The sequence below is a fragment of the Bacillus sp. V2I10 genome (assembly GCF_030817055.1).
GTDB lineage: Bacteria > Bacillota > Bacilli > Bacillales > Bacillaceae > Bacillus_P.
The window spans coordinates 245,015-267,767 of record NZ_JAUSYV010000001.1 but is presented as its reverse complement, the minus strand read 5'-3'; the positions used below and the strand labels follow the sequence as shown (position 1 = coordinate 267,767).

The following is a 22,753-nucleotide window of genomic DNA, read 5'->3' as shown; positions in this document are numbered from 1 at the left end:
CATATTGTCTGGTGATGATGGCAAAGAGGTCACACCCGTTCCCATGCCGAACACGGAAGTTAAGCTCTTTAGCGCCGATGGTAGTTGGGGGTTTCCCCCTGTGAGAGTAGGACGTTGCCAGGCAGTATACTTTTATACTTGAGCACGAAAGTGCTGTAATGGAGGATTAGCTCAGCTGGGAGAGCATCTGCCTTACAAGCAGAGGGTCGGCGGTTCGAGCCCGTCATCCTCCACCATTTATTCTTTACAGCTGCTTAATATCAGCGAAACTTACTATTAAATGCCGGTGTAGCTCAATTGGTAGAGCAACTGACTTGTAATCAGTAGGTTGGGGGTTCAAGTCCTCTTGCCGGCACCACTTTTTTGCTGAAACAGGTTTTTTATAAACTATGTGCCATTAGCTCAGTCGGTAGAGCATCTGACTTTTAATCAGAGGGTCGAAGGTTCGAGTCCTTCATGGCACACCATTTTTCCTTAATATGCGGGTGTGGCGGAATTGGCAGACGCGCTAGACTTAGGATCTAGTGTCTTTGACGTGGGGGTTCGAGTCCCTTCACCCGCATCATATTTTGCGGAAGTAGTTCAGTGGTAGAACACCACCTTGCCAAGGTGGGGGTCGCGGGTTCGAATCCCGTCTTCCGCTCTTACTTGCGCCGGGGTGGCGGAACTGGCAGACGCACAGGACTTAAAATCCTGCGGTAGGTGACTACCGTACCGGTTCGATTCCGGTCCTCGGCACCACTTATATCATATATGCGCCCGTAGCTCAATTGGATAGAGCGTTTGACTACGGATCAAAAGGTTATGGGTTCGACTCCTATCGGGCGCGCCATATACGGGAAGTAGCTCAGCTTGGTAGAGCACTTGGTTTGGGACCAAGGGGTCGCAGGTTCGAATCCTGTCTTCCCGACCATTTTCAACTTTTAATTAGGGGCCTTAGCTCAGCTGGGAGAGCGCCTGCCTTGCACGCAGGAGGTCAGCGGTTCGATCCCGCTAGGCTCCACCAATTACTTTTAAAAAATTGTTGACTTAATGATTCAACAATGATATGATTTAAAAGTTGCACTTGAAGCAAATGATCTTTGAAAACTAAACAAAACCAAAAGCGTACCAAACGTTTTAAATTTTTAAGTCAGCAACAAATTGAGTCACAAATTTTCTTCGGAGAGTTTGATCCTGGCTCAGGACGAACGCTGGCGGCGTGCCTAATACATGCAAGTCGAGCGGACCTCTTAGGAGGTCAGCGGCGGACGGGTGAGTAACACGTGGGCAACCTGCCTGTAAGACTGGGATAACTCCGGGAAACCGGAGCTAATACCGGATAGTATCTTGAACCGCATGGTTCAAGTTGGAAAGACGGTTTCGGCTGTCACTTACAGATGGGCCCGCGGCGCATTAGCTAGTTGGTGAGGTAATGGCTCACCAAGGCAACGATGCGTAGCCGACCTGAGAGGGTGATCGGCCACACTGGGACTGAGACACGGCCCAGACTCCTACGGGAGGCAGCAGTAGGGAATCTTCCGCAATGGACGAAAGTCTGACGGAGCAACGCCGCGTGAGTGATGAAGGTTTTCGGATCGTAAAACTCTGTTGTTAGGGAAGAACAAGTGCGAGAGTAACTGCTCGCACCTTGACGGTACCTAACCAGAAAGCCACGGCTAACTACGTGCCAGCAGCCGCGGTAATACGTAGGTGGCAAGCGTTGTCCGGAATTATTGGGCGTAAAGCGCGCGCAGGCGGTTTCTTAAGTCTGATGTGAAAGCCCCCGGCTCAACCGGGGAGGGTCATTGGAAACTGGGAAACTTGAGTGCAGAAGAGGAGAGTGGAATTCCACGTGTAGCGGTGAAATGCGTAGAGATGTGGAGGAACACCAGTGGCGAAGGCGACTCTCTGGTCTGTAACTGACGCTGAGGCGCGAAAGCGTGGGGAGCGAACAGGATTAGATACCCTGGTAGTCCACGCCGTAAACGATGAGTGCTAAGTGTTAGAGGGTTTCCGCCCTTTAGTGCTGCAGCTAACGCATTAAGCACTCCGCCTGGGGAGTACGGTCGCAAGACTGAAACTCAAAGGAATTGACGGGGGCCCGCACAAGCGGTGGAGCATGTGGTTTAATTCGAAGCAACGCGAAGAACCTTACCAGGTCTTGACATCCTTTGCCACTTCTAGAGATAGAAGGTTCCCCTTCGGGGGACAAAGTGACAGGTGGTGCATGGTTGTCGTCAGCTCGTGTCGTGAGATGTTGGGTTAAGTCCCGCAACGAGCGCAACCCTTGATCTTAGTTGCCAGCATTCAGTTGGGCACTCTAAGGTGACTGCCGGTGACAAACCGGAGGAAGGTGGGGATGACGTCAAATCATCATGCCCCTTATGACCTGGGCTACACACGTGCTACAATGGATGGTACAAAGGGCTGCGAGACCGCGAGGTTTAGCCAATCCCATAAAACCATTCTCAGTTCGGATTGCAGGCTGCAACTCGCCTGCATGAAGCTGGAATCGCTAGTAATCGCGGATCAGCATGCCGCGGTGAATACGTTCCCGGGCCTTGTACACACCGCCCGTCACACCACGAGAGTTTGCAACACCCGAAGTCGGTGGGGTAACCGCAAGGAGCCAGCCGCCTAAGGTGGGGTAGATGATTGGGGTGAAGTCGTAACAAGGTAGCCGTATCGGAAGGTGCGGCTGGATCACCTCCTTTCTAAGGATATATGAGGACGCTTTTGGTTTTTGTTTAGTTTTGAGAGATCATTCTCTCTATGATAGAAGACAAATCATCTGATTTGTCGGTTGTTCTTTGAAAACTAGATAACGTAATTGATAACAAGTAATTCACTGAGATTTACGCTTACCATAATTAGTGATTTTCTAGACATTTATGTCTAAACAAACAACGAAATGCGAAACGCATCTGATGATGCGATTGACCATTTAGGTTAAGTTATGAAGGGCGCACGGTGGATGCCTTGGCACTAGGAGCCGATGAAGGACGGGACTAACACCGATATGCTTTGGGGAGCTGTAAGTAAGCTTTGATCCAGAGATTTCCGAATGGGGAAACCCACTGTTCGTAATGGAACAGTATCTTTATCTGAATACATAGGATAATGAAGGCAGACCCGGGGAACTGAAACATCTAAGTACCCGGAGGAAGAGAAAGCAAACGCGATTTCCCAAGTAGCGGCGAGCGAAACGGAATTAGCCCAAACCAAGAGGCTTGCCTCTTGGGGTTGTAGGACACTCTATACGGAGTTACAAAGGAACGGGGTAGATGAAGCGACCTGGAAAGGTCCGTCAGAGAAGGTAATAACCCTGTAGTCGAAACTTCGTTCCCTCCAGAGTGGATCCTGAGTACGGCGGGACACGAGAAATCCCGTCGGAAGCAGGGAGGACCATCTCCCAAGGCTAAATACTCCCTAGTGACCGATAGTGAACCAGTACCGTGAGGGAAAGGTGAAAAGCACCCCGGAAGGGGAGTGAAAAGATCCTGAAACCGTGTGCTTACAAGTAGTCAGAGCCCGTTAATGGGTGATGGCGTGCCTTTTGTAGAATGAACCGGCGAGTTACGATCCCGTGCAAGGTTAAGTTGATGAGACGGAGCCGCAGCGAAAGCGAGTCTGAATAGGGCGTTTTAGTACGTGGTCGTAGACCCGAAACCAGGTGATCTACCCATGTCCAGGGTGAAGTTCAGGTAACACTGAATGGAGGCCCGAACCCACGCACGTTGAAAAGTGCGGGGATGAGGTGTGGGTAGCGGAGAAATTCCAATCGAACCTGGAGATAGCTGGTTCTCTCCGAAATAGCTTTAGGGCTAGCCTCAAGTATGAGAGTCTTGGAGGTAGAGCACTGATTGGACTAGGGGCCCTCATCGGGTTACCGAATTCAGTCAAACTCCGAATGCCAAAGACTTGCTCCTTGGGAGTCAGACTGCGAGTGATAAGATCCGTAGTCAAGAGGGAAACAGCCCAGACCACCAGCTAAGGTCCCAAAGTATACGTTAAGTGGAAAAGGATGTGGAGTTGCTTAGACAACCAGGATGTTGGCTTAGAAGCAGCCACCATTTAAAGAGTGCGTAATAGCTCACTGGTCGAGTGACTCTGCGCCGAAAATGTACCGGGGCTAAACGTATCACCGAAGCTGTGGACTGTTCTTACGAACAGTGGTAGGAGAGCGTTCTAAGGGCGTTGAAGCTAGACCGTAAGGACTGGTGGAGCGCTTAGAAGTGAGAATGCCGGTATGAGTAGCGAAAGAGGGGTGAGAATCCCCTCCACCGAATGCCTAAGGTTTCCTGAGGAAGGCTCGTCCGCTCAGGGTTAGTCGGGACCTAAGCCGAGGCCGAAAGGCGTAGGCGATGGACAACAGGTTGATATTCCTGTACCACCTCCTCACCATTTGAGCAATGGGGGGACGCAGGAGGATAGGGCAAGCGCGCTGTTGGATATGCGCGTCCAAGCAGTTAGGCTGAGAAGTAGGCAAATCCGCTTCTCATATAAGGCTGAGCTGTGATGGCGAGGGAAATTTAGTACCGAAGTTCCTGATTCCACACTGCCAAGAAAAGCCTCTAGCGAGGTGAGAGGTGCCCGTACCGCAAACCGACACAGGTAGGCGAGGAGAGAATCCTAAGGTGAGCGAGAGAACTCTCGTTAAGGAACTCGGCAAAATGACCCCGTAACTTCGGGAGAAGGGGTGCTTTTTAGGGTTCATAGCCCTGAAAAGCCGCAGTGAATAGGCCCAGGCGACTGTTTAGCAAAAACACAGGTCTCTGCGAAGCCGCAAGGCGAAGTATAGGGGCTGACGCCTGCCCGGTGCTGGAAGGTTAAGAGGAGAGGTTAGCGCAAGCGAAGCTTTGAATTGAAGCCCCAGTAAACGGCGGCCGTAACTATAACGGTCCTAAGGTAGCGAAATTCCTTGTCGGGTAAGTTCCGACCCGCACGAAAGGCGTAACGATCTGGGCACTGTCTCAACGAGAGACTCGGTGAAATTATAGTACCTGTGAAGATGCAGGTTACCCGCGACAGGACGGAAAGACCCCGTGGAGCTTTACTGTAGCCTGATATTGAATTTTGGTACAGCTTGTACAGGATAGGTAGGAGCCTTGGAAGCCGGAGCGCCAGCTTCGGTGGAGGCATTGGTGGGATACTACCCTTGCTGTATTGAAATTCTAACCCACAGCCCTGATCGGGCTGGGAGACAGTGTCAGGTGGGCAGTTTGACTGGGGCGGTCGCCTCCTAAAATGTAACGGAGGCGCCCAAAGGTTCCCTCAGAATGGTTGGAAATCATTCGCAGAGTGTAAAGGCACAAGGGAGCTTGACTGCGAGACCTACAAGTCGAGCAGGGACGAAAGTCGGGCTTAGTGATCCGGTGGTTCCGCATGGAAGGGCCATCGCTCAACGGATAAAAGCTACCCCGGGGATAACAGGCTTATCTCCCCCAAGAGTCCACATCGACGGGGAGGTTTGGCACCTCGATGTCGGCTCATCGCATCCTGGGGCTGTAGTCGGTCCCAAGGGTTGGGCTGTTCGCCCATTAAAGCGGTACGCGAGCTGGGTTCAGAACGTCGTGAGACAGTTCGGTCCCTATCCGTCGTGGGCGCAGGAAATTTGAGAGGAGCTGTCCTTAGTACGAGAGGACCGGGATGGACGCACCGCTGGTGTACCAGTTGTCTTGCCAAAGGCATCGCTGGGTAGCTATGTGCGGAAGGGATAAGTGCTGAAAGCATCTAAGCATGAAGCCCCCCTCAAGATGAGATTTCCCATCACGCAAGTGAGTAAGAACCCTGAAAGATGATCAGGTTGATAGGTCTGAGGTGGAAGCGCGGTGACGTGTGGAGCTGACAGATACTAATCGTTCGAGGACTTAACCACAGTCTAATATGTGTAAATGTAAGTGAATCTTGTTATCAAACGTTATTTAGTTTTGAAAGAATAACATTCTTTCTAATCAATTGCATATTGTCTGGTGATGATGGCAAAGAGGTCACACCCGTTCCCATGCCGAACACGGAAGTTAAGCTCTTTAGCGCCGATGGTAGTTGGGGGTTTCCCCCTGTGAGAGTAGGACGTTGCCAGGCACGCATAAAAAAGAACAGCAGAGATGCTGTTCTTTTTTGTGTATGTAAAAGATAAAATGGCAAAGGACAAAGGACAATTACAGGGATGGCGGTTGGAAGCTGGTTTTGCTTTTTAGTAGGACTGCACCGATTAGAAGGAATGGCTGCACGACCATAAAACCGTGCAGAGCGCGCATTTTGTTCGAGCGCTTATAACTTGGCCTTGAACGAGCACAAATGACCGGTGAGTGTACATAAATGCTCTTCTAGGAAGGAGATAAACCAGTGTATGATGGGGATGAGGCTCAAAATAAGAAGAGTAGTTTCAAAATGAGAACCAGTACATATCAAAATACTCCCGAAATTGCTCTTTATCTAGCTGCCTTTGGTAAATTCATCATTTATAGCATTTGCAAACTACAGTGCTTCAGCCGGTCTGAACGGTCTCAAATAATGTATGAGCGGTGAGGAAGGTAATAAACCGACATTCTAATTAGAAAAAGATATTCCCTTTCATGAATCCATTTTATTAGACGTATATATAATATAACCCCTCCATGCTTTTACTCCTTATTTATAAATTCCTTTAAGCAGCCAATAAATAAAATGGTAATTCCTGTTTAAAAATGTTTCACTGCCGTTAATAATGGAAATAGGTAAATTAGTGGTTATAAGTTGAAAAAAATTGAACTTCGTTTTATATTAGTGTTAAAGTCAAATATAGTCAAAGTCAAGTTAGGGGGAGGCGGAGTGCGGAATATTTCGGATGTCATTGAACAGTATTTGAAGCAGGTGCTTACTACGAGCGGCAAAGAAATCGTTGAAATCAAAAGAAGCGAGATTGCGGATAAGTTTCAATGTGTGCCCTCACAAATAAATTATGTGATTAATACGCGTTTTACTATTGAAAGAGGGTATATAGTAGAGAGCAAGAGAGGCGGCGGAGGCTACATTCGTATCATTAAGGTGAAATCGAATGATGCTGCCCACTTAATTGATCAGATATTGGGAATTATCGATAGACGGATTTCGCAAACCGCTGCTGAAGATCTTATTTTAAGGCTGGTTAATGAAGAAGTGATTTCAAGACGTGAAGCGAAGATTATGTTGAGTGTAATTGACCGTTCCGTCTTATATATTGATTTGCCGCATAGAGACGAGTTAAGGGCAAGGATGATAAAAGCTATGCTGACTTCCTTGAAATACCGATGAAAGCAGGTGAACAGACTTGATTTGCCAGGATTGCAATGAAAGGCCGGCAACTTTTCATTTTACAAAAGTAGTGAACGGCGAAAAGACAGAGATTCATATTTGTGAACAATGTGCACAGGATAACAGTTCGATGTTTATAGACAACAGTACTGGTTTTTCAATCAATAACTTATTAGCAGGTTTATTAAATATGGAACCTTCTATTTCAAAAACTAAACAGGATGTTTTTAAGAAAAATGAAGTTTTGCAGTGCAGCAGATGTCAGATGACATATCAGCAGTTTACAAAAGTCGGCCGTTTTGGCTGTTCGGAGTGCTATCGGACTTTTAATGATCAGATAAATCCTATTTTAAGAAGGGTCCATAGCGGAAACACTGTTCATGCGGGTAAAATTCCTGAACGAATTGGCGGTAGCATTCACGTCCGCAAACGAATAGAGTTATTAAAACAGAATCTTAAGGATTTGATACAGCAAGAAGAATTTGAAAAAGCTGCTGAGACTCGAGATGAAATCCGTTCGCTTGAACTGAAATTAAAAAGTTCCAGAGGAGGAGAATCCTGATATGTCACTCCAGCAATTTATCAATCAGGCAATGAGCGCCTGGATGAGCAAGGAAGGACCTGATTCTGACATTGTTCTCAGCAGCAGGGTCAGGCTTGCAAGAAATATTGAGAAATATAAGTTTCCAACAATTGCGTCAAACGAAGAATCGCAGGAAATTTTATCCCTTTTTGAAGAAACTTTTTCGGATAAAAGTGTGAATGAAATTGGCAAGCTTGAAATGCTCAGGATGGAAGATCTGCTGCCCATTCAAAAAAGGGTTTTAGTTGAAAAACATTTAATTAGTCCGAATTTAGCGGAAGATTCTTCTTTTGGAGGATGTTTATTATCAGAAAATGAAGAAGTCAGCATTATGCTGAATGAAGAGGATCATATTCGAATTCAATGTTTATATCCAGGCCTTCAGCTGAAAGAAGCATTAAAATCAGCAAGCGGGCTGGACGATTGGATGGAACACGCTGTAGATTACGCATTTGACGAGCAGAGAGGATACTTAACAAGCTGTCCGACGAATGTCGGAACAGGCCTTAGAGCATCTGTTATGATGCACTTGCCTGCACTTGTCCTGACACAGCAGATGAACCGGATTATTCCGGCAATTAATCAATTAGGTCTGGTTGTTAGAGGAATTTACGGGGAAGGCAGCGAAGCATTAGGTAACATCTTTCAGATTTCAAATCAGATTACACTGGGGAAGTCTGAAGACGATATAGTAGAGGATTTGCTGAGTGTTGTCCATCAGCTGATTGACAAAGAGCGTTCTGCACGCGAAGCCTTATATAAAACGTCGCAGATACCGCTTGAAGACCGTGTGTTCAGATCTCTCGGCACTCTGACATACAGCCGTATAATCGAGTCTAAAGAAGCCGCCAAATGTTTATCAGATGTCAGGCTGGGAATAGACTTAAATATTATTAAAGACATTTCCAGAAACATATTAAATGAGTTAATGATTTTAACTCAGCCTGGTTTTCTGCAGCAGTATTCGGGCGGGGCTTTAAGACCGGATGAACGGGATATAAGAAGAGCTTCCTTAATAAGAGAAAGATTAAACCTAGAAATGGTCAGAAGGATGGAGGATGATGAAGTATGATGTTTGGAAGATTCACTGAGCGGGCTCAAAAAGTTCTTGCACTAGCACAAGAGGAAGCAGTTCGACTGGGACATAATAATATCGGCACTGAGCATATTCTTCTCGGTCTTGTACGCGAAGGCGAAGGAATTGCTGCAAAAGCACTGACAGCACTTGGCCTTGGTTCAGATAAAATTCAAAAAGAAGTAGAGAGCCTAATCGGGAGAGGACAAGAAATTTCTCAAACGATTCACTATACTCCGCGGGCGAAGAAAGTCATCGAGCTTTCAATGGATGAAGCAAGAAAGCTTGGTCATTCTTACGTTGGCACTGAGCATATCCTTTTAGGTCTTATCCGTGAAGGTGAAGGTGTAGCAGCAAGAGTTCTGAACAATCTTGGAGTAAGTTTAAATAAAGCACGCCAGCAAGTTCTTCAGCTTTTGGGCAGCAATGAATCAGGCTCGGGGCATCAGGGCGGCTCAATGAACAATGCCAATACACCGACCCTTGACAGTCTTGCACGCGACTTGACTGCCATTGCACGTGAAGGCAGCTTAGACCCTGTAATCGGCAGAAGCAAAGAGATTCAGAGGGTCATTGAGGTACTGAGCCGCAGAACGAAAAACAATCCTGTCTTAATCGGGGAGCCTGGAGTAGGTAAAACGGCAATCGCTGAAGGATTGGCTCAGCAAATCGTCAATAATGAAGTTCCTGAAATTCTCCGTGATAAACGAGTGATGACACTAGATATGGGAACTGTTGTAGCAGGAACGAAATACCGCGGTGAGTTTGAGGACCGTCTTAAGAAAGTGATGGACGAAATTCGCCAGGCAGGCAACATTATTTTATTCATTGATGAATTGCATACGTTAATTGGAGCTGGAGGCGCAGAGGGCGCAATCGACGCTTCAAATATTCTTAAGCCATCACTTGCAAGAGGTGAATTGCAGTGTATTGGAGCAACAACTCTTGATGAGTACCGCAAATATATTGAAAAAGATGCTGCTTTGGAACGACGCTTCCAGCCAATCCAGGTTGATGAGCCTACAGCTGAAGAAAGCATCCTGATTTTAAAAGGGCTTCGCGACCGCTATGAGGCTCACCACAGAGTATCCATTACAGATGAAGCGATCGATGCTGCAGTAAAACTTTCAGACCGTTACATTTCCGATCGGTTCTTACCAGATAAGGCGATCGATTTGATTGATGAGGCAGGTTCAAAAGTGCGCCTTCGTTCATTCACAACTCCTCCAAACTTAAAAGAGCTTGAAATGAAGCTTGAAGAAGTACGGAAAGAAAAGGATGCATCTGTTCAGAGCCAGGAGTTTGAAAAGGCAGCTTCATTGCGCGATACAGAACAGCGTCTTCGTGAACAGCTTGAAGAAACGAAGAAAACATGGAAAGAAAAACAAGGTCAGGAAAACTCCGAGGTCACAGTTGAGGATATTGCCATGGTTGTGGCAAGCTGGACTGGAATACCTGTATCACGACTTGCTCAAAAAGAAACAGATAAACTTCTGAACATGGAACAAATCCTTCATAACCGTGTAATTGGCCAAGATGAGGCTGTTGTTGCAGTTGCGAAAGCAGTACGCCGTGCAAGAGCAGGCTTAAAGGATCCAAAGCGCCCAATCGGTTCTTTCGTTTTCTTGGGACCTACTGGAGTAGGGAAAACAGAGCTTGCACGTGCACTTGCTGAATCTATTTTTGGTGACGAAGATTCGATGATCCGCATTGATATGTCTGAGTATATGGAGAAGCATTCTACATCCAGACTTGTCGGTTCGCCTCCAGGGTATGTCGGCTATGAGGAAGGCGGACAACTGACAGAGAAAGTTCGCAGAAAGCCTTACTCAGTTGTACTTCTTGATGAGATTGAAAAAGCACATCCGGATGTCTTTAACATTCTCCTTCAAGTTTTAGAGGATGGACGTTTAACAGATTCTAAAGGAAGAACGGTTGATTTCAGAAATACGATTTTAATCATGACTTCAAATGTTGGAGCGAGCGAGCTTAAACGCAACAAATACGTTGGCTTCAATGTACAGGACGAAGCGCAGGATTATAAAGATATGAAAGGCAAGGTAATGAGTGAACTCAAAAAAGCATTCAGACCTGAGTTCTTAAACCGTATTGATGAAATCATCGTGTTCCATTCTCTTGAGAAGAAGCACATTAAAGAAATCGTAACGCTGATGGCGGATCAGTTGATGAAACGTCTAGCAGAGCAGGATCTAGTTCTTGAGCTGACGGATGCCGCTCAGGATAAAATTGCAGATGAAGGATTTGATCCTGAATACGGTGCCCGTCCTCTAAGAAGAGCCATTCAAAAGCATGTAGAAGATCGTCTGTCAGAAGAACTGCTGAAAGGCACAATCGAGAAAGGCCAAAAAGTCGTACTTGATGTAACGGACGGAGAATTTATCGTAAAAGGCTCTGAGGCAGAAGCAGAGAAAATAAAATAATCATCTAAGGCGAAATATCATGAGGCATACATTCTTTACGTATGCCTCGATTTCGTTTCTGTGATAGCACATCATTTCTTATTAAAATTGGTAATCTAGTAAGGAAGGACCGAATTAATGGCTAAAACAAAATCGAAATTCATGTGTTTGACGTGCGGATATGAATCTGCCAAATGGATGGGGAAATGTCCAGGCTGCGGCGCATGGAACACGATGACAGAGGAAATTGTCAAAACAGGAACTGCAAATAGAAGAGTTGCCTTTGCGCACTCAGCTCCAGGTCAAACCGCCAATAAACCTTCACCCATTACAAACATTGAAACAACTCAAGAACCGCGCATTAAAACAAACCTGCAGGAATTTAACCGTGTCCTTGGAAGCGGAATTGTAAGAGGCTCCCTAGTATTAATAGGAGGAGACCCCGGAATAGGAAAATCAACACTGCTGCTTCAAGTTTCTTCTCAGTTAGCCGACAATGGAAACGATGTCTTATATATTTCAGGCGAAGAATCAGTCAAGCAAACGAAAATGAGGGCTGACAGACTTGGTGTCAAATCTGAAAAGCTCTATGTTCTTGCTGAAACAGATCTTGAATTTATTTCAAAAGCGATTGATGAAACGAATCCTGCATTTGTAATCGTGGATTCGATCCAAACGGTTTTTCAAAGTGACATTACATCTGCACCGGGCAGTGTTTCACAAGTCCGGGAATGTACCGCTGAACTGATGAGGCTCGCGAAAACAAAAGGCATTGCGATCTTTATTGTGGGACATGTCACGAAGGAAGGGTCCATTGCAGGTCCGAGAATCCTAGAACACATGGTTGATACCGTGCTTTATTTTGAAGGAGAACGTCATCATACGTACCGGATTTTAAGGGCGGTTAAAAACCGTTTTGGCTCTACAAATGAAATGGGTATTTTTGAAATGAAAGAAAGCGGTCTTGAGGAGGTTCTGAACCCTTCAGAGATTTTTCTTGAGGAACGTTCAAAAGGGGCAGCGGGCTCAACGGTTGTTGCATCCATGGAAGGAACAAGGCCGGTTCTGGTGGAAATTCAGGCGTTAATCTCGCCTACAAGCTTCGGGAATCCGCGAAGAATGGCAACCGGGATTGACCATAATCGTGTACCGCTGTTAATGGCTGTCCTTGAGAAAAGAGTAGGCTTGCTTCTGCAAAACCAGGATGCCTATTTAAAAGTGGCAGGAGGAGTGAAATTAGATGAACCTGCTATTGATTTGGCAATAGCAGTCAGCATAGCGTCAAGCTTTAAGGACGTACCATCAAAAGCGACGGATATCATTATTGGTGAAGTAGGCTTAACCGGCGAAGTCAGACGCGTTTCAAGAATCGAACAGCGAGTCATGGAAGCAGCCAAGCTTGGGTTTAAGCGTGCAATCGTTCCAGAGGCCAACATTGGGGGATGGACGGTGCCGGGGGACATAGAGGTTGTGGGAGTAAAGAACGTCTCAGAGGCCCTGCAGACTACATTAGGGGGGTAGGACAATGATTGATAAAGAGAAAAAAACACATGAAAAAAGCATGAAAGAAATCTTGCAATTTATTGCTCCGGGGACTCCTCTCAGAGCTGGAATTGAAAACGTATTGCGGGCGAAAACCGGCGGTCTGATTGTGGTCGGTTTCAGTGATAAAGTAAAAGAGCTAGTAGATGGAGGATTTTACATAAACTCTGCATTTTCCCCGGCTCATCTTTATGAACTTGCTAAAATGGACGGAGCCATTATCCTGAGTGATTCGGGCAATAAAATATTATATGCAAATGCTCAGCTTGTTCCAAATGCTTTTATCGGGTCCATCGAAACAGGTATGCGTCACCGTACAGCTGAGAGAGTGGCGAAGCAGACAGGCAATCTGGTAGTAGCCATTTCACAGAGAAGAAATGTTATAACTCTTTATTACGGAGAGCTTCGTTATGCACTGAGAGACATCGGTGTAATCTTAACGAAGGCAAACCAGGCCATTCAGACACTTGAGAAATACCGCACCGTTCTTGATCAGTCAATAATAAATCTTGGAGCATTGGAATTTGAAGAACTTGTAACATTTGATGAATTGCTGCAGGTGATTCACCGGATTGAAATGGTCCTTCGAATAAAAAATGAAATCTTAAATTATATTAATGAACTTGGTACGGAAGGGCACCTGATCCGTTTACAGCTGAACGAATTGCTGTCAGATATAGAAGAGGAAGCAGCGCTTGTCATTAAAGATTATTGTTTTGATAAAACACTTGATCCTAAATATGTGCTCGATCAATTTCAGGTTCTCACAAATACGGAGCTCTTAGATGACATGGTCCTGCTGAGGCTTCTAGGATATTCAGCACATTTTACCAATCTTGAGGATTTAGTTATGCCCCGAGGCTACAGAGTTCTTAAAAAGATTCCTCGACTTCCGCCTGTCATAATTGAAAATTTAGTGAACAAATTTACAAATCTGAAACTTATTACGCGTGCAACCGTAGAACAGTTGGATGAGGTTGATGGCATTGGCGAGGTTCGGGCGAAGAAAATTAAAGAAGGTCTGCGCAGGCTGCAGGAACAACTGCTGATTGATCGTCAAATATAGCGAACTTTTTATGAAATTTTTTATTTGCACGTTTTAATCCGGCAGATTTAGGCTATATTATTCTTGTTTTTCTTTTTTGGGAAAAGGTATAATCTGTTCTAACATTTCAATCTGTTTACAGCTTTAGAATTTCATATCTTTGGCGTTTTAATTGAATTAAAGTGATTATAATAGATAAAAAGGAGGTGGAGGTATGTTAAAGCGTATTGTGCAGATCTTTTTCCTGTTTCTTGGAGGAACTCTAGGCATTTTCTTTATGCCGGAGCTAATGAGATTGTTAAATCTACAAGACATACCTTTTATTAATTCACCATATGCATTAGCCATTTTAGGAGCGATATTATTCTATATAGCAACATTCTGGCTTGTCGATTATGTGATTAACTGGGTAAAGCTTTTAGAAGAATCACTGGTAAAGGCACCTGTAACGGATGTTCTATTTGGTAGTTTAGGATTGATTGTCGGACTTATAATTGCCTTTCTTATCGTAAATGTTATTCCGTTTAAAGACATCCAATATCAAGTGTTCAGTACGATTATTCCGATCTTTCTTACACTTTTGCTTGGATACCTTGGTTTTCAGGTCGGATTCAAGCGGAAAGATGAATTAATCAGTCTTTTCTCTATTTCCGGCAAAATCGGAAAGAAAAAAGGCGCTGGCGAGGAAGACACAGAAACAGAAGACAAAAAGCTTAAAATTTTGGATACAAGCGTGATTATCGACGGCAGAATCGCAGATATCTGCCAGACGGGATTTTTAGAAGGCACGATTGTGATTCCTCAATTTGTCCTTGAAGAACTGCAGCACATTGCCGATTCCTCTGATGCATTAAAACGAAATCGCGGAAGACGCGGACTTGATATCTTGAACCGCATTCAAAAGGAGCTGTCCATTAAAGTAGAGATTTATGAGGGCGACTTTGATGAAATACAAGAGGTTGACAGCAAACTCGTAAAACTAGCCAAGCTTACATCAGGCGTCGTGGTAACAAACGATTTTAACTTAAACAAAGTATGTGAGCTTCAGGGTGTAGCAGTATTAAATATCAATGACTTAGCAAACGCTGTGAAGCCGGTTGTATTGCCTGGGGAAGAAATGAAAGTACAAGTCATTAAAGATGGAAAAGAACATAATCAGGGCGTCGCCTATTTAGATGACGGCACGATGATTGTTGTTGAAGATGGAAGAGATTATATAGGCAAGCACATTGATGTGATTGTTACGAGTGTGCTGCAGACATCTGCCGGAAGAATGATTTTTGCTAAACCCAAGCTGCTGGAAAAAGCATTGTAGGGGAGTAAACGCATGAAGTATGAAGTAGTCATTCCTGCTGCAGGACAAGGAAAGCGTATGAATGCAGGGAAGAACAAGCAATTCATTGAGCTTGATGGAATTCCTGTCATTGTTCATACATTGAAAGTTTTTGAACATGATCCACAATGTACAGGCATTCTCTTAGTTGTAAATCCGAACGAAAGAGATATTTTTGCCGCCATGGCTGACCGTTACGAAATCCGTAAGATTAAAGGTTTGATCAGCGGGGGCAGTGAGAGGCAGCACAGCGTGTATAATGGTCTCAAAGCTGCATCTTCCGAGATTGTTCTAGTCCATGACGGAGCACGTCCATTCATCAAAAAACACATGATGACAAAACTAGTTAAAGCAGCAAGTGAAGATGGAGCTGCAACGGTTGCAGTCCCTGTAAAGGACACCATTAAACGCGTTCTAAACAGCGAAGTGATTGAAACAGTTGAACGTTCTAGCTTGTGGGCCGTACAGACCCCACAAGCTTTTCGTCTTTCAGATATCCTCACTGCCCACGAGGAAGCTATGCAGTCTGGGTTCTTGGGAACCGATGACGCAAGTTTGATTGAAAGAAGCGGAAGGAAAGTTCAAGTGATAGAGGGCGACTATACAAATATAAAACTAACGACACCAGATGATCTGCTGCTTGCAAAAGCCATCTTAGAAAGTGAAAGAGGGGAAACGTAATGTTGAGAATTGGACAGGGATTTGATGTGCACCAGCTCGTAGAAGGCCGCCCGCTCATCCTCGGAGGAATCGAAATTCCGTATGAAAAAGGACTGCTTGGCCATTCGGATGCAGATGTTTTGCTTCATACGGTAGCTGATGCATGCCTTGGTGCTATTGCTGCCGGTGATATAGGCAAGCATTTTCCGGATACCGATCCAGAATTTAAAGATGCAGACTCCGCAAAATTACTGCAGCATGTTTGGCAGCTCGTAAAAGAAAAAGGATATGCGCTTCTAAATATTGATTGTACAATTATTGCTCAGAAGCCTAAGATGGCTCCATATATTGATCAAATGAGAGAAAGAATTGCTGTGCTGCTTGAGGCTGATATCAATCAAGTGAATGTAAAAGCAACAACGACCGAACAGCTTGGTTTTACGGGCAGAGGAGAAGGAATAGCTTCACAGGCAACGGTTCTCATTCAGAAAAAATAATCACGGACCACCTTTTGAACAGAGTGACTTTAGTGATAAAATGAAACGGACGTTAAAGATTATCGGAGGTACAACAATGACAAATGAAGTAAGAGTGCGATACGCTCCAAGTCCGACTGGACATTTACATATTGGGAATGCCCGAACAGCCCTTTTTAATTATTTATATGCGAGAAATACAGGCGGCAAATTTATTATCCGAATTGAAGACACGGATAAGAAGAGAAATATTGAAGGCGGCGAAGAAAGCCAGCTTAAATATTTGAAATGGCTCGGCATTGACTGGGATGAAAGTATTGATACAGACGGTGAATACGGTCCATACAGACAGTCAGAGCGCAATGATCTTTATAAAAAAATATTACGATGAACTTCTTTCTTGCGGAAAGGCGTATAAATGCTATTGTACAGAAGAAGAGCTTGAGCAGGAGCGGGAAGAGCAAAGTGCCCGCGGCGAAACTCCTCAATATTCTGGAAAATGCGCACATTTAACACCTGAAGAGCAGCAAAAGCTTGAGGATGAAGGAAGAAAACCAAGCATTCGCTTCCGTGTTCCAAAGGGAGAGGTCATTACATTTAACGATATCGTGAAAGATGAAATTTCATTTGAAACTGATGGAATCGGCGACTATGTCATTGTAAAAAAAGACGGAACGCCAACTTATAACTTTGCTGTAGCAGTAGATGATTATTTAATGAAAATGACTCATGTTCTTCGCGGGGAAGACCACATTTCAAATACCCCGAAGCAAATTATGATTTTTAATGCATTAGGCTGGGAAGCACCTATTTTCGGCCACATGACACTGATCGTCAATGAAAACCGCAAAAAATTAAGCAAACGAGATGAATCAATTATTCAATTTATTGAACAATATAAAGAATTGGGCTATTTGCCGCAGGCGCTCTTTAACTTTATCGGCATGCTTGGATGGTCTCCGGGCGGCGAAGAAGAAATTTTCAGCAAAGAGCAGTTCATTGAAATATTCGATCCGAATCGACTTTCGAAATCACCGGCTGTTTTTGATACACAGAAGTTAATGTGGCTGAACAATCAGTATGTCAAACAGCTTGAATTAGATCAGCTGGTTGATCTGTCCCTTCCTCATTTGATCAAAGCTGGAAAAGTATCAGAATCTGCTTCAGCAGAAGAAATGGACTGGGCACGGAAATTAATCGGCCTTCATCAGGACAAAATGAGTTATGGTGCAGAAATAGTTGAGCTGACTGAGCTTTTCTTTAAAGAAGAAATTACTTATAACCGCGAAGCGCGAAATGTTCTTGAAGAGGAACAGGTTCCAGAGGTTCTTACAGCATTTGCAGAGGAAATTGAGAAGCTTGAGTCCTTTACGGCTGATCAAATTAAAGCTGCTACGAAAGCTGTTCAGAAGTCTACCGGACATAAAGGCAAGAACCTGTTTATGCCAATCCGTGTTGCAACAACTGGACAAACTCATGGTCCCGATCTGCCTCAGGCAATCGAGCTGCTCGGAAAAGAAACAATTTTAACCCGATTAAAAAGTGCGAACAGTTAACTTTTTTCTAAAAATGTAATATAGTAAGATTAATACATTAAAACGCGTTGATAAGGAGAAGTAGAGAGTCCGTTTCCATGATAGAGAGAACCTCCCCGGCTGAAAGAGGTTTATGCGAAATCATTCTCGAAATGCACCTTTGAGTCTTTTATTGAACCATCAGCCAGTCTGACGCATTAAATAAAAGCGGATTGCTCACCGTTACAGGAGCCTAAAGTTGAAGCAGGCAATTTTTTTGCTTGTTTAAACAGAGTGGAACCGCGCATTTAAAGCGTCTCTGTCTATTAGGCAGAGGCGCTTTTTTAGTTTCATTTAAAAATCAAGGGGAATGTTTGGGGGGAATAGAATGTTTAAAATACTGAAGGAAGATATCGAGGTTGTTTTCGAACAGGATCCGGCTGCAAGGTCTTATTTAGAAGTCATTCTTACTTATTCCGGGCTTCATGCAATTTGGGCGCACCGGCTGGCACATGCTTTTTTTAGACGGAATCTGTTCTTCATTGCAAGAGTCATTTCTCAAGTGAGCCGCTTTTTTACAGGAATCGAAATCCATCCAGGCGCGAAAATCGGGAGGCGTTTTTTCATAGACCACGGCATGGGTGTTGTAATTGGAGAAACGTGTGAAATTGGTAATAACGTAACAGTCTTCCAAGGGGTAACTTTAGGCGGAACCGGGAAAGAAAAAGGAAAGAGGCATCCGACCATTCAGGATAACGCTTTGATTGCTACAGGTGCGAAAGTACTGGGATCCATTACAGTCGGCGCTTATTCTAAGATTGGTGCGGGTTCGGTTGTGCTCCGTGATGTGCCTGATCATTCCACTGTTGTAGGAATACCAGGCAAGGTCGTGATACAAAATGGGAAGAGAATCAAAAATGATCTTGATCACTGCAATCTTCCTGATCCAGTCGCAGACAGGTTCAAAGAACTGGAAGCAGAAATGCTGCATTTGAGACAAGAGCTTGCACAATTGAAAGAAGGGAAGAGTCAAGATGACCATCAAGTTATACAATACGCTAACCAGACAAAAGGAAACGTTTAAGCCGCTTGAAGAGGGCAAGGTCAAAATGTATGTGTGCGGACCGACCGTTTATAACTATATCCATATAGGAAATGCCCGTCCTGCCATTGTCTATGATACTGTCCGGAAATACTTGGAGTACAGAGGATACGATGTCACTTATGTATCAAACTTTACTGATGTAGATGATAAGCTGATAAAGGCTGCAAATGAGCTTGGAGAAGATGTTCAGACAATTGCGGACCGTTTTATTGAAGCCTATTTTGAAGATGTAACGGCTCTTGGCTGCGACCGTGCAACAGCTCATCCGCGTGTGACAGAAAGCATGGATATTATTATCGACTTTATTCAGGCTTTAATTGAAAAAGGGTTTGCTTATGAAGCAGACGGGGATGTGTATTATAGAACAAGATTTTTTAAAGATTACGGAAAGCTCTCTCATCAATCCATTGATGAACTCCGCGTTGGTGCCAGAATCGATGCAGGCGAGAAGAAGCAGGATTCACTTGATTTCGCGCTTTGGAAAGCGGCGAAAGAGGGAGAGATTTCTTGGGAAAGTCCATGGGGAGAAGGAAGACCCGGCTGGCATATTGAGTGCTCCGCTATGGTCCATGATCACTTCGGAGATACAATCGATATCCATGCAGGAGGACAGGACTTAACATTCCCCCACCATGAGAATGAAATTGCCCAATCTGAAGCATTGACAGAAAAGCCGTTTGCTAACTATTGGCTGCATAATGGGTATATTAATATAAACAACGAAAAAATGTCGAAGTCTCTAGGCAACTTTGTATTGGTTCATGACATCCTGAAAGAACACGATGCCCAGGTTCTTAGATTGTTCATGCTGTCCGTTCACTACCGTCATCCGATTAATTATTCCGTTGATTTGCTTGAGAGCACTAAAAATGCATTAGACCGCCTTCGCACATCTTACGAAAATCTGCTGCACCGTGCACAAAGCAGCACTGATTTAACCGATGACAATGAAAAGTGGCTGAACATTATCTCTGAACAGCGCACGATTTTTGTTGAAGCTATGGATGATGATTTCAACACAGCCAACGCCATTTCAGTTATGTTTGAATTGTCAAAGCAAGCCAACTACTATTTGCAGGAAAAGAATACTTCAAAAGAAGTAATTGCTGCTTTCACTGCTGCATTCGATGAACTTGGAGCTGTACTTGGCCTTCAGTTTGGAAATAATGAACTTTTGGATGCGGAAATTGAAGAATTGATTGAAAAGCGCATTCAAGCCAGAAAAGACCGCAACTTCCAGCTGTCAGACGAAATCCGGGATCAGCTGAAGGGTATGAATATCATTTTAGAAGATACGCCTCAAGGCACGCGATGGAAAAGAGGGTAAGCATGCTTCACTTAGAAGAGATTCCGAACCCAAAACAAGTGAACAGCCTGGCTCTTGCCTATATAGGTGATGCTATTTATGAAGTCTACGTCAGACATCACCTGCTTTCTAAAGGCAACGTCCGTCCAAATCAGCTGCATAAATTAGCAACAAAATATGTTTCAGCCAAGGCGCAGGCAACCATTCTTCATGAATTGTCAAAATCGGATTATTTCTCTGAAGAAGAAATGGCGATCATACGCCGCGGCCGAAATGCAAAATCAGGCACAGTTCCAAAGAACACAGATGTTCAAACATACCGCTATAGTACAGCATTTGAAGCATTAATCGGCTACCTGCATCTTGAAAAAAATGCAGACCGTCTAGCAGAAATCATTCAGTCGTCATTTGAATTGATTCAGAACGAAGGGAGGAAATAGGAATGTCAGAAGAATATATTATTGGCCGCAACACCGTCATTGAAGCATTAAAATCGACGAGAAATGTGTATAAAATCTGGATGGCGGAAAACTCCGTCAAGGGACAGGCCCAGCAAATAATGGTACTTGCAAAAGAAAAGGGCATATCCATTCAGTCTGTTCCTAAAAAGAAAATTGATCAAATGGTTGAAGGAAATCATCAAGGTGTCGTTGCTCAGGTAGCAGCCTATGAATACTCAGAGGTAGATGATATCCTAAAGGCGGCTGAAGATAAAAATGAAGCCCCATTTATTCTTCTTTTAGATGAAATTGAAGACCCTCATAACCTTGGTTCCATTATGAGAACAGCAGATGCAACAGGTGCGCACGGCATCATCATTCCTAAAAGAAGAGCAGTTGGACTGACCGCTACAGTAGCGAAGTCTTCTACTGGCGCAATTGAATATATCCCTGTAGCAAGAGTGACAAATATGGCAAGAACCATTGAGGAATTAAAAGAGCGGGGCGTCTGGATTGTTGGCACAGATGCTAAAGGATCAGATGATTACCGTTCTATGGACGGAAAAATGCCTCTTGGATTAGTTATAGGCAGTGAAGGTAAAGGAATGGGAAGACTGGTTAAAGAAAAATGCGATTTTCTGGTCAACTTGCCGATGGCTGGCCGGGTCACTTCGCTCAATGCCTCAGTGGCAGCAAGTCTGCTGATGTATGAGGTCTTTAGAAAGCGTCACCCTTTAGGAGAATAAGAAAATGGATATCCTTCTTGTTGACGGATATAACATCATCGGTGCTTGGGCGAATCTTCAATCATTAAAAAAAGAGAATCTCTCAGAAGCAAGAGAGCTGCTTATTCAGAAAATGGCAGAGTATCAAGCTTACACCGGTTACCGGGTAATCGTCATATTCGATGCTCATCAAGTGAAGGGTATTGAAAAGAAACAAAAAAACCACCGTGTTGAAGTGATTTATACCCGTGAAAATGAAACGGCGGATGAACGCATTGAAAAACTTGCGATTTCCCTGAGCAATATTAAAACACAGGTTCACGTGGCAACTTCTGATTTCACAGAGCAATGGGCCATTTTTGGCCAGGGAGCTCTCAGAAAATCGGCAAGAGAACTTTTAAATGAAGTGGAAGCCATTGAAAAAAGAATTCAAAAAAGAGTAGAGAAAATCAAAGTGAATAGTCCTCAATCAAAGATTCCTATAACAGATGATGTCCTGAAAATGTTTGAAAAATGGCGCAGGGGTGATTTATAGCCTGTTGACGCTTTCAAAAATCATACTGTATAATATTTCTATCTATTGTGCGGTCGGGGGGATCGGCATGAACACACATTTCAGCACGGGTAAACTCAGCAAGGAAGACTTTCATGCTCTTTTGGATGAACAGGTTGTGGAGCTTGTTCATAATGGAGACAGCGATGCTCTTGATTATTTAATAACCAAATACCGTAATTTTGTTAGAGCGAAGGCAAGGTCCTATTTCCTGATAGGCGCTGACAGAGAAGATATTATTCAAGAAGGTATGATCGGTTTGTACAAAGCTATCCGTGATTTCAGAGAGGACAAGCTTACTTCTTTCAAAGCTTTTGCAGAACTGTGCATTACTCGCCAAATCATTACCGCTATAAAAACCGCAACCCGTCAAAAACATATTCCTCTTAACTCTTATGTTTCACTGGACAAGCCGATTTACGATGAAGAATCAGACCGGACATTGATGGATGTCATTTCAGGGACGAAAGTCATGGACCCGGAAGAACTGATTATAAATCAAGAAGAATTTGACGATATTGAATTGAAAATGGGAGAGCTTCTGAGCGACCTGGAACGGAAAGTACTAGTTCTGTATCTGGACGGCAGATCCTATCAGGAAATTTCTGAAGAGCTCAACCGCCACGTCAAATCAATAGATAATGCCCTTCAGCGGGTGAAAAGAAAGCTTGAAAGATATCTGGAGCTTCGTGAAATCAATATGTAAAAATCATGTAAAA

15 protein-coding genes, 9 tRNA genes, 4 rRNA genes, 1 pseudogene and 1 other annotated feature are annotated in these 22,753 nt (G+C 44.2%); all 29 genes and pseudogenes read left to right on the top strand.

Annotated elements, in window-relative coordinates; genetic code table 11:
• The first annotated feature begins 7 nt into the window (after nucleotides 1–7).
• Nucleotides 8–123: ribosomal RNA gene (gene rrf / locus QFZ72_RS01530) — 5S ribosomal RNA — on the top strand.
• 37 nt (nucleotides 124–160) lie between these two features.
• A tRNA-Val gene (locus QFZ72_RS01525) sits at nucleotides 161–236 on the top strand.
• A gap of 46 nt (nucleotides 237–282) precedes the next feature.
• Nucleotides 283–358 (top strand) — tRNA-Thr (locus tag QFZ72_RS01520).
• A 33-nt stretch (nucleotides 359–391) separates the two neighbouring features.
• Nucleotides 392–467: transfer RNA gene (locus tag QFZ72_RS01515), tRNA-Lys, on the top strand.
• 14 nt (nucleotides 468–481) lie between these two features.
• A tRNA-Leu gene (locus tag QFZ72_RS01510) sits at nucleotides 482–562 on the top strand.
• Nucleotides 563–571: 9 nt separating this feature from the next.
• A tRNA-Gly gene (locus tag QFZ72_RS01505) sits at nucleotides 572–643 on the top strand.
• A gap of 9 nt (nucleotides 644–652) precedes the next feature.
• A tRNA-Leu gene (locus QFZ72_RS01500) sits at nucleotides 653–741 on the top strand.
• A gap of 14 nt (nucleotides 742–755) precedes the next feature.
• Nucleotides 756–832, top strand: a tRNA-Arg gene (locus QFZ72_RS01495).
• A gap of 4 nt (nucleotides 833–836) precedes the next feature.
• A tRNA-Pro gene (locus QFZ72_RS01490) sits at nucleotides 837–913 on the top strand.
• A gap of 17 nt (nucleotides 914–930) precedes the next feature.
• Nucleotides 931–1,006, top strand: a tRNA-Ala gene (locus tag QFZ72_RS01485).
• A 152-nt stretch (nucleotides 1,007–1,158) separates the two neighbouring features.
• Nucleotides 1,159–2,696, top strand: a 16S ribosomal RNA gene (locus QFZ72_RS01480).
• Nucleotides 2,697–2,929: 233 nt separating this feature from the next.
• Nucleotides 2,930–5,860, top strand: a 23S ribosomal RNA gene (locus QFZ72_RS01475).
• 90 nt (nucleotides 5,861–5,950) lie between these two features.
• A 5S ribosomal RNA gene (gene rrf / locus QFZ72_RS01470) occupies nucleotides 5,951–6,066 on the top strand.
• Together the 16S, 23S and 5S rRNA genes with 9 tRNA genes alongside form the textbook arrangement of a ribosomal RNA operon.
• Before the next feature lie 729 nt (nucleotides 6,067–6,795).
• Nucleotides 6,796–7,257 carry a CtsR family transcriptional regulator gene (locus QFZ72_RS01465; RefSeq protein WP_223438914.1) on the top strand — a complete coding sequence of 154 codons (462 nt, stop codon included), beginning with the start codon at nucleotides 6,796–6,798 and terminating at the stop codon, nucleotides 7,255–7,257.
• A 16-nt stretch (nucleotides 7,258–7,273) separates the two neighbouring features.
• Nucleotides 7,274–7,819 carry a protein-arginine kinase activator protein McsA gene (mcsA, locus tag QFZ72_RS01460; RefSeq protein ID WP_307428582.1) on the top strand — a complete coding sequence of 182 codons (546 nt, stop codon included), beginning with the start codon at nucleotides 7,274–7,276 and terminating at the stop codon, nucleotides 7,817–7,819.
• Nucleotide 7,820: 1 nt separating this feature from the next.
• On the top strand, nucleotides 7,821–8,912 hold the full coding sequence (mcsB, locus tag QFZ72_RS01455) for a protein-arginine kinase McsB (protein WP_307428580.1): 1,092 nt from the start codon (nucleotides 7,821–7,823) through the stop codon (nucleotides 8,910–8,912).
• Nucleotides 8,909–11,356, top strand: a complete 2,448-nt coding sequence (gene clpC, locus QFZ72_RS01450) for an ATP-dependent protease ATP-binding subunit ClpC (protein ID WP_307428577.1) — start codon at nucleotides 8,909–8,911, stop codon at nucleotides 11,354–11,356. Before mcsB ends, clpC begins: the two co-directional genes overlap by 4 nt.
• A gap of 117 nt (nucleotides 11,357–11,473) precedes the next feature.
• Nucleotides 11,474–12,856 (top strand): DNA repair protein RadA, encoded by a 1,383-nt coding sequence (radA, locus tag QFZ72_RS01445; RefSeq protein WP_223438918.1) that lies wholly within the window; start codon nucleotides 11,474–11,476, stop codon nucleotides 12,854–12,856.
• Nucleotides 12,857–12,860: 4 nt separating this feature from the next.
• Nucleotides 12,861–13,943: a DNA integrity scanning diadenylate cyclase DisA gene (gene disA, locus QFZ72_RS01440; RefSeq protein ID WP_223438919.1), complete on the top strand. Its 1,083-nt coding sequence runs from the start codon at nucleotides 12,861–12,863 to the stop codon at nucleotides 13,941–13,943.
• 193 nt (nucleotides 13,944–14,136) lie between these two features.
• Nucleotides 14,137–15,237, top strand: coding sequence for a PIN/TRAM domain-containing protein (locus QFZ72_RS01435; RefSeq protein ID WP_307428574.1), 1,101 nt, complete (start codon nucleotides 14,137–14,139; stop codon nucleotides 15,235–15,237).
• A gap of 12 nt (nucleotides 15,238–15,249) precedes the next feature.
• Nucleotides 15,250–15,936, top strand: a complete 687-nt coding sequence (gene ispD, locus QFZ72_RS01430) for a 2-C-methyl-D-erythritol 4-phosphate cytidylyltransferase (protein WP_307428571.1) — start codon at nucleotides 15,250–15,252, stop codon at nucleotides 15,934–15,936.
• Entirely contained in the window at nucleotides 15,936–16,412 is a 477-nt protein-coding gene (gene ispF, locus QFZ72_RS01425) for a 2-C-methyl-D-erythritol 2,4-cyclodiphosphate synthase (protein WP_307428568.1), read from the top strand. Before ispD ends, ispF begins: the two co-directional genes overlap by 1 nt.
• Nucleotides 16,413–16,488: 76 nt before the next feature.
• Nucleotides 16,489–17,947 (top strand): annotated as a pseudogene (gene gltX / locus QFZ72_RS01420) (glutamate--tRNA ligase).
• Between the two features lie 38 nt (nucleotides 17,948–17,985).
• Nucleotides 17,986–18,229: a binding site (T-box leader), on the top strand.
• A gap of 64 nt (nucleotides 18,230–18,293) precedes the next feature.
• A complete protein-coding gene (cysE, locus tag QFZ72_RS01415) occupies nucleotides 18,294–18,989 on the top strand; it encodes a serine O-acetyltransferase (protein WP_307428565.1) in 696 nt (231 codons plus the stop codon).
• On the top strand, nucleotides 18,940–20,337 hold the full coding sequence (gene cysS, locus QFZ72_RS01410) for a cysteine--tRNA ligase (RefSeq protein ID WP_307428562.1): 1,398 nt from the start codon (nucleotides 18,940–18,942) through the stop codon (nucleotides 20,335–20,337). The genes cysE and cysS overlap by 50 nt, the downstream gene beginning before the upstream one ends.
• 2 nt (nucleotides 20,338–20,339) lie before the next feature.
• Nucleotides 20,340–20,756, top strand: coding sequence for a Mini-ribonuclease 3 (locus tag QFZ72_RS01405; RefSeq protein WP_307428560.1), 417 nt, complete (start codon nucleotides 20,340–20,342; stop codon nucleotides 20,754–20,756).
• Between the two features lie 2 nt (nucleotides 20,757–20,758).
• Nucleotides 20,759–21,502: a 23S rRNA (guanosine(2251)-2'-O)-methyltransferase RlmB gene (rlmB, locus tag QFZ72_RS01400; RefSeq protein WP_223438927.1), complete on the top strand. Its 744-nt coding sequence runs from the start codon at nucleotides 20,759–20,761 to the stop codon at nucleotides 21,500–21,502.
• Nucleotides 21,503–21,506: 4 nt separating this feature from the next.
• A complete protein-coding gene (locus QFZ72_RS01395; RefSeq protein WP_307428556.1) occupies nucleotides 21,507–22,016 on the top strand; it encodes an NYN domain-containing protein in 510 nt (169 codons plus the stop codon).
• Between the two features lie 67 nt (nucleotides 22,017–22,083).
• On the top strand, nucleotides 22,084–22,740 hold the full coding sequence (gene sigH, locus QFZ72_RS01390; protein ID WP_133313791.1) for an RNA polymerase sporulation sigma factor SigH: 657 nt from the start codon (nucleotides 22,084–22,086) through the stop codon (nucleotides 22,738–22,740).
• Nucleotides 22,741–22,753: the final 13 nt, after the last annotated feature.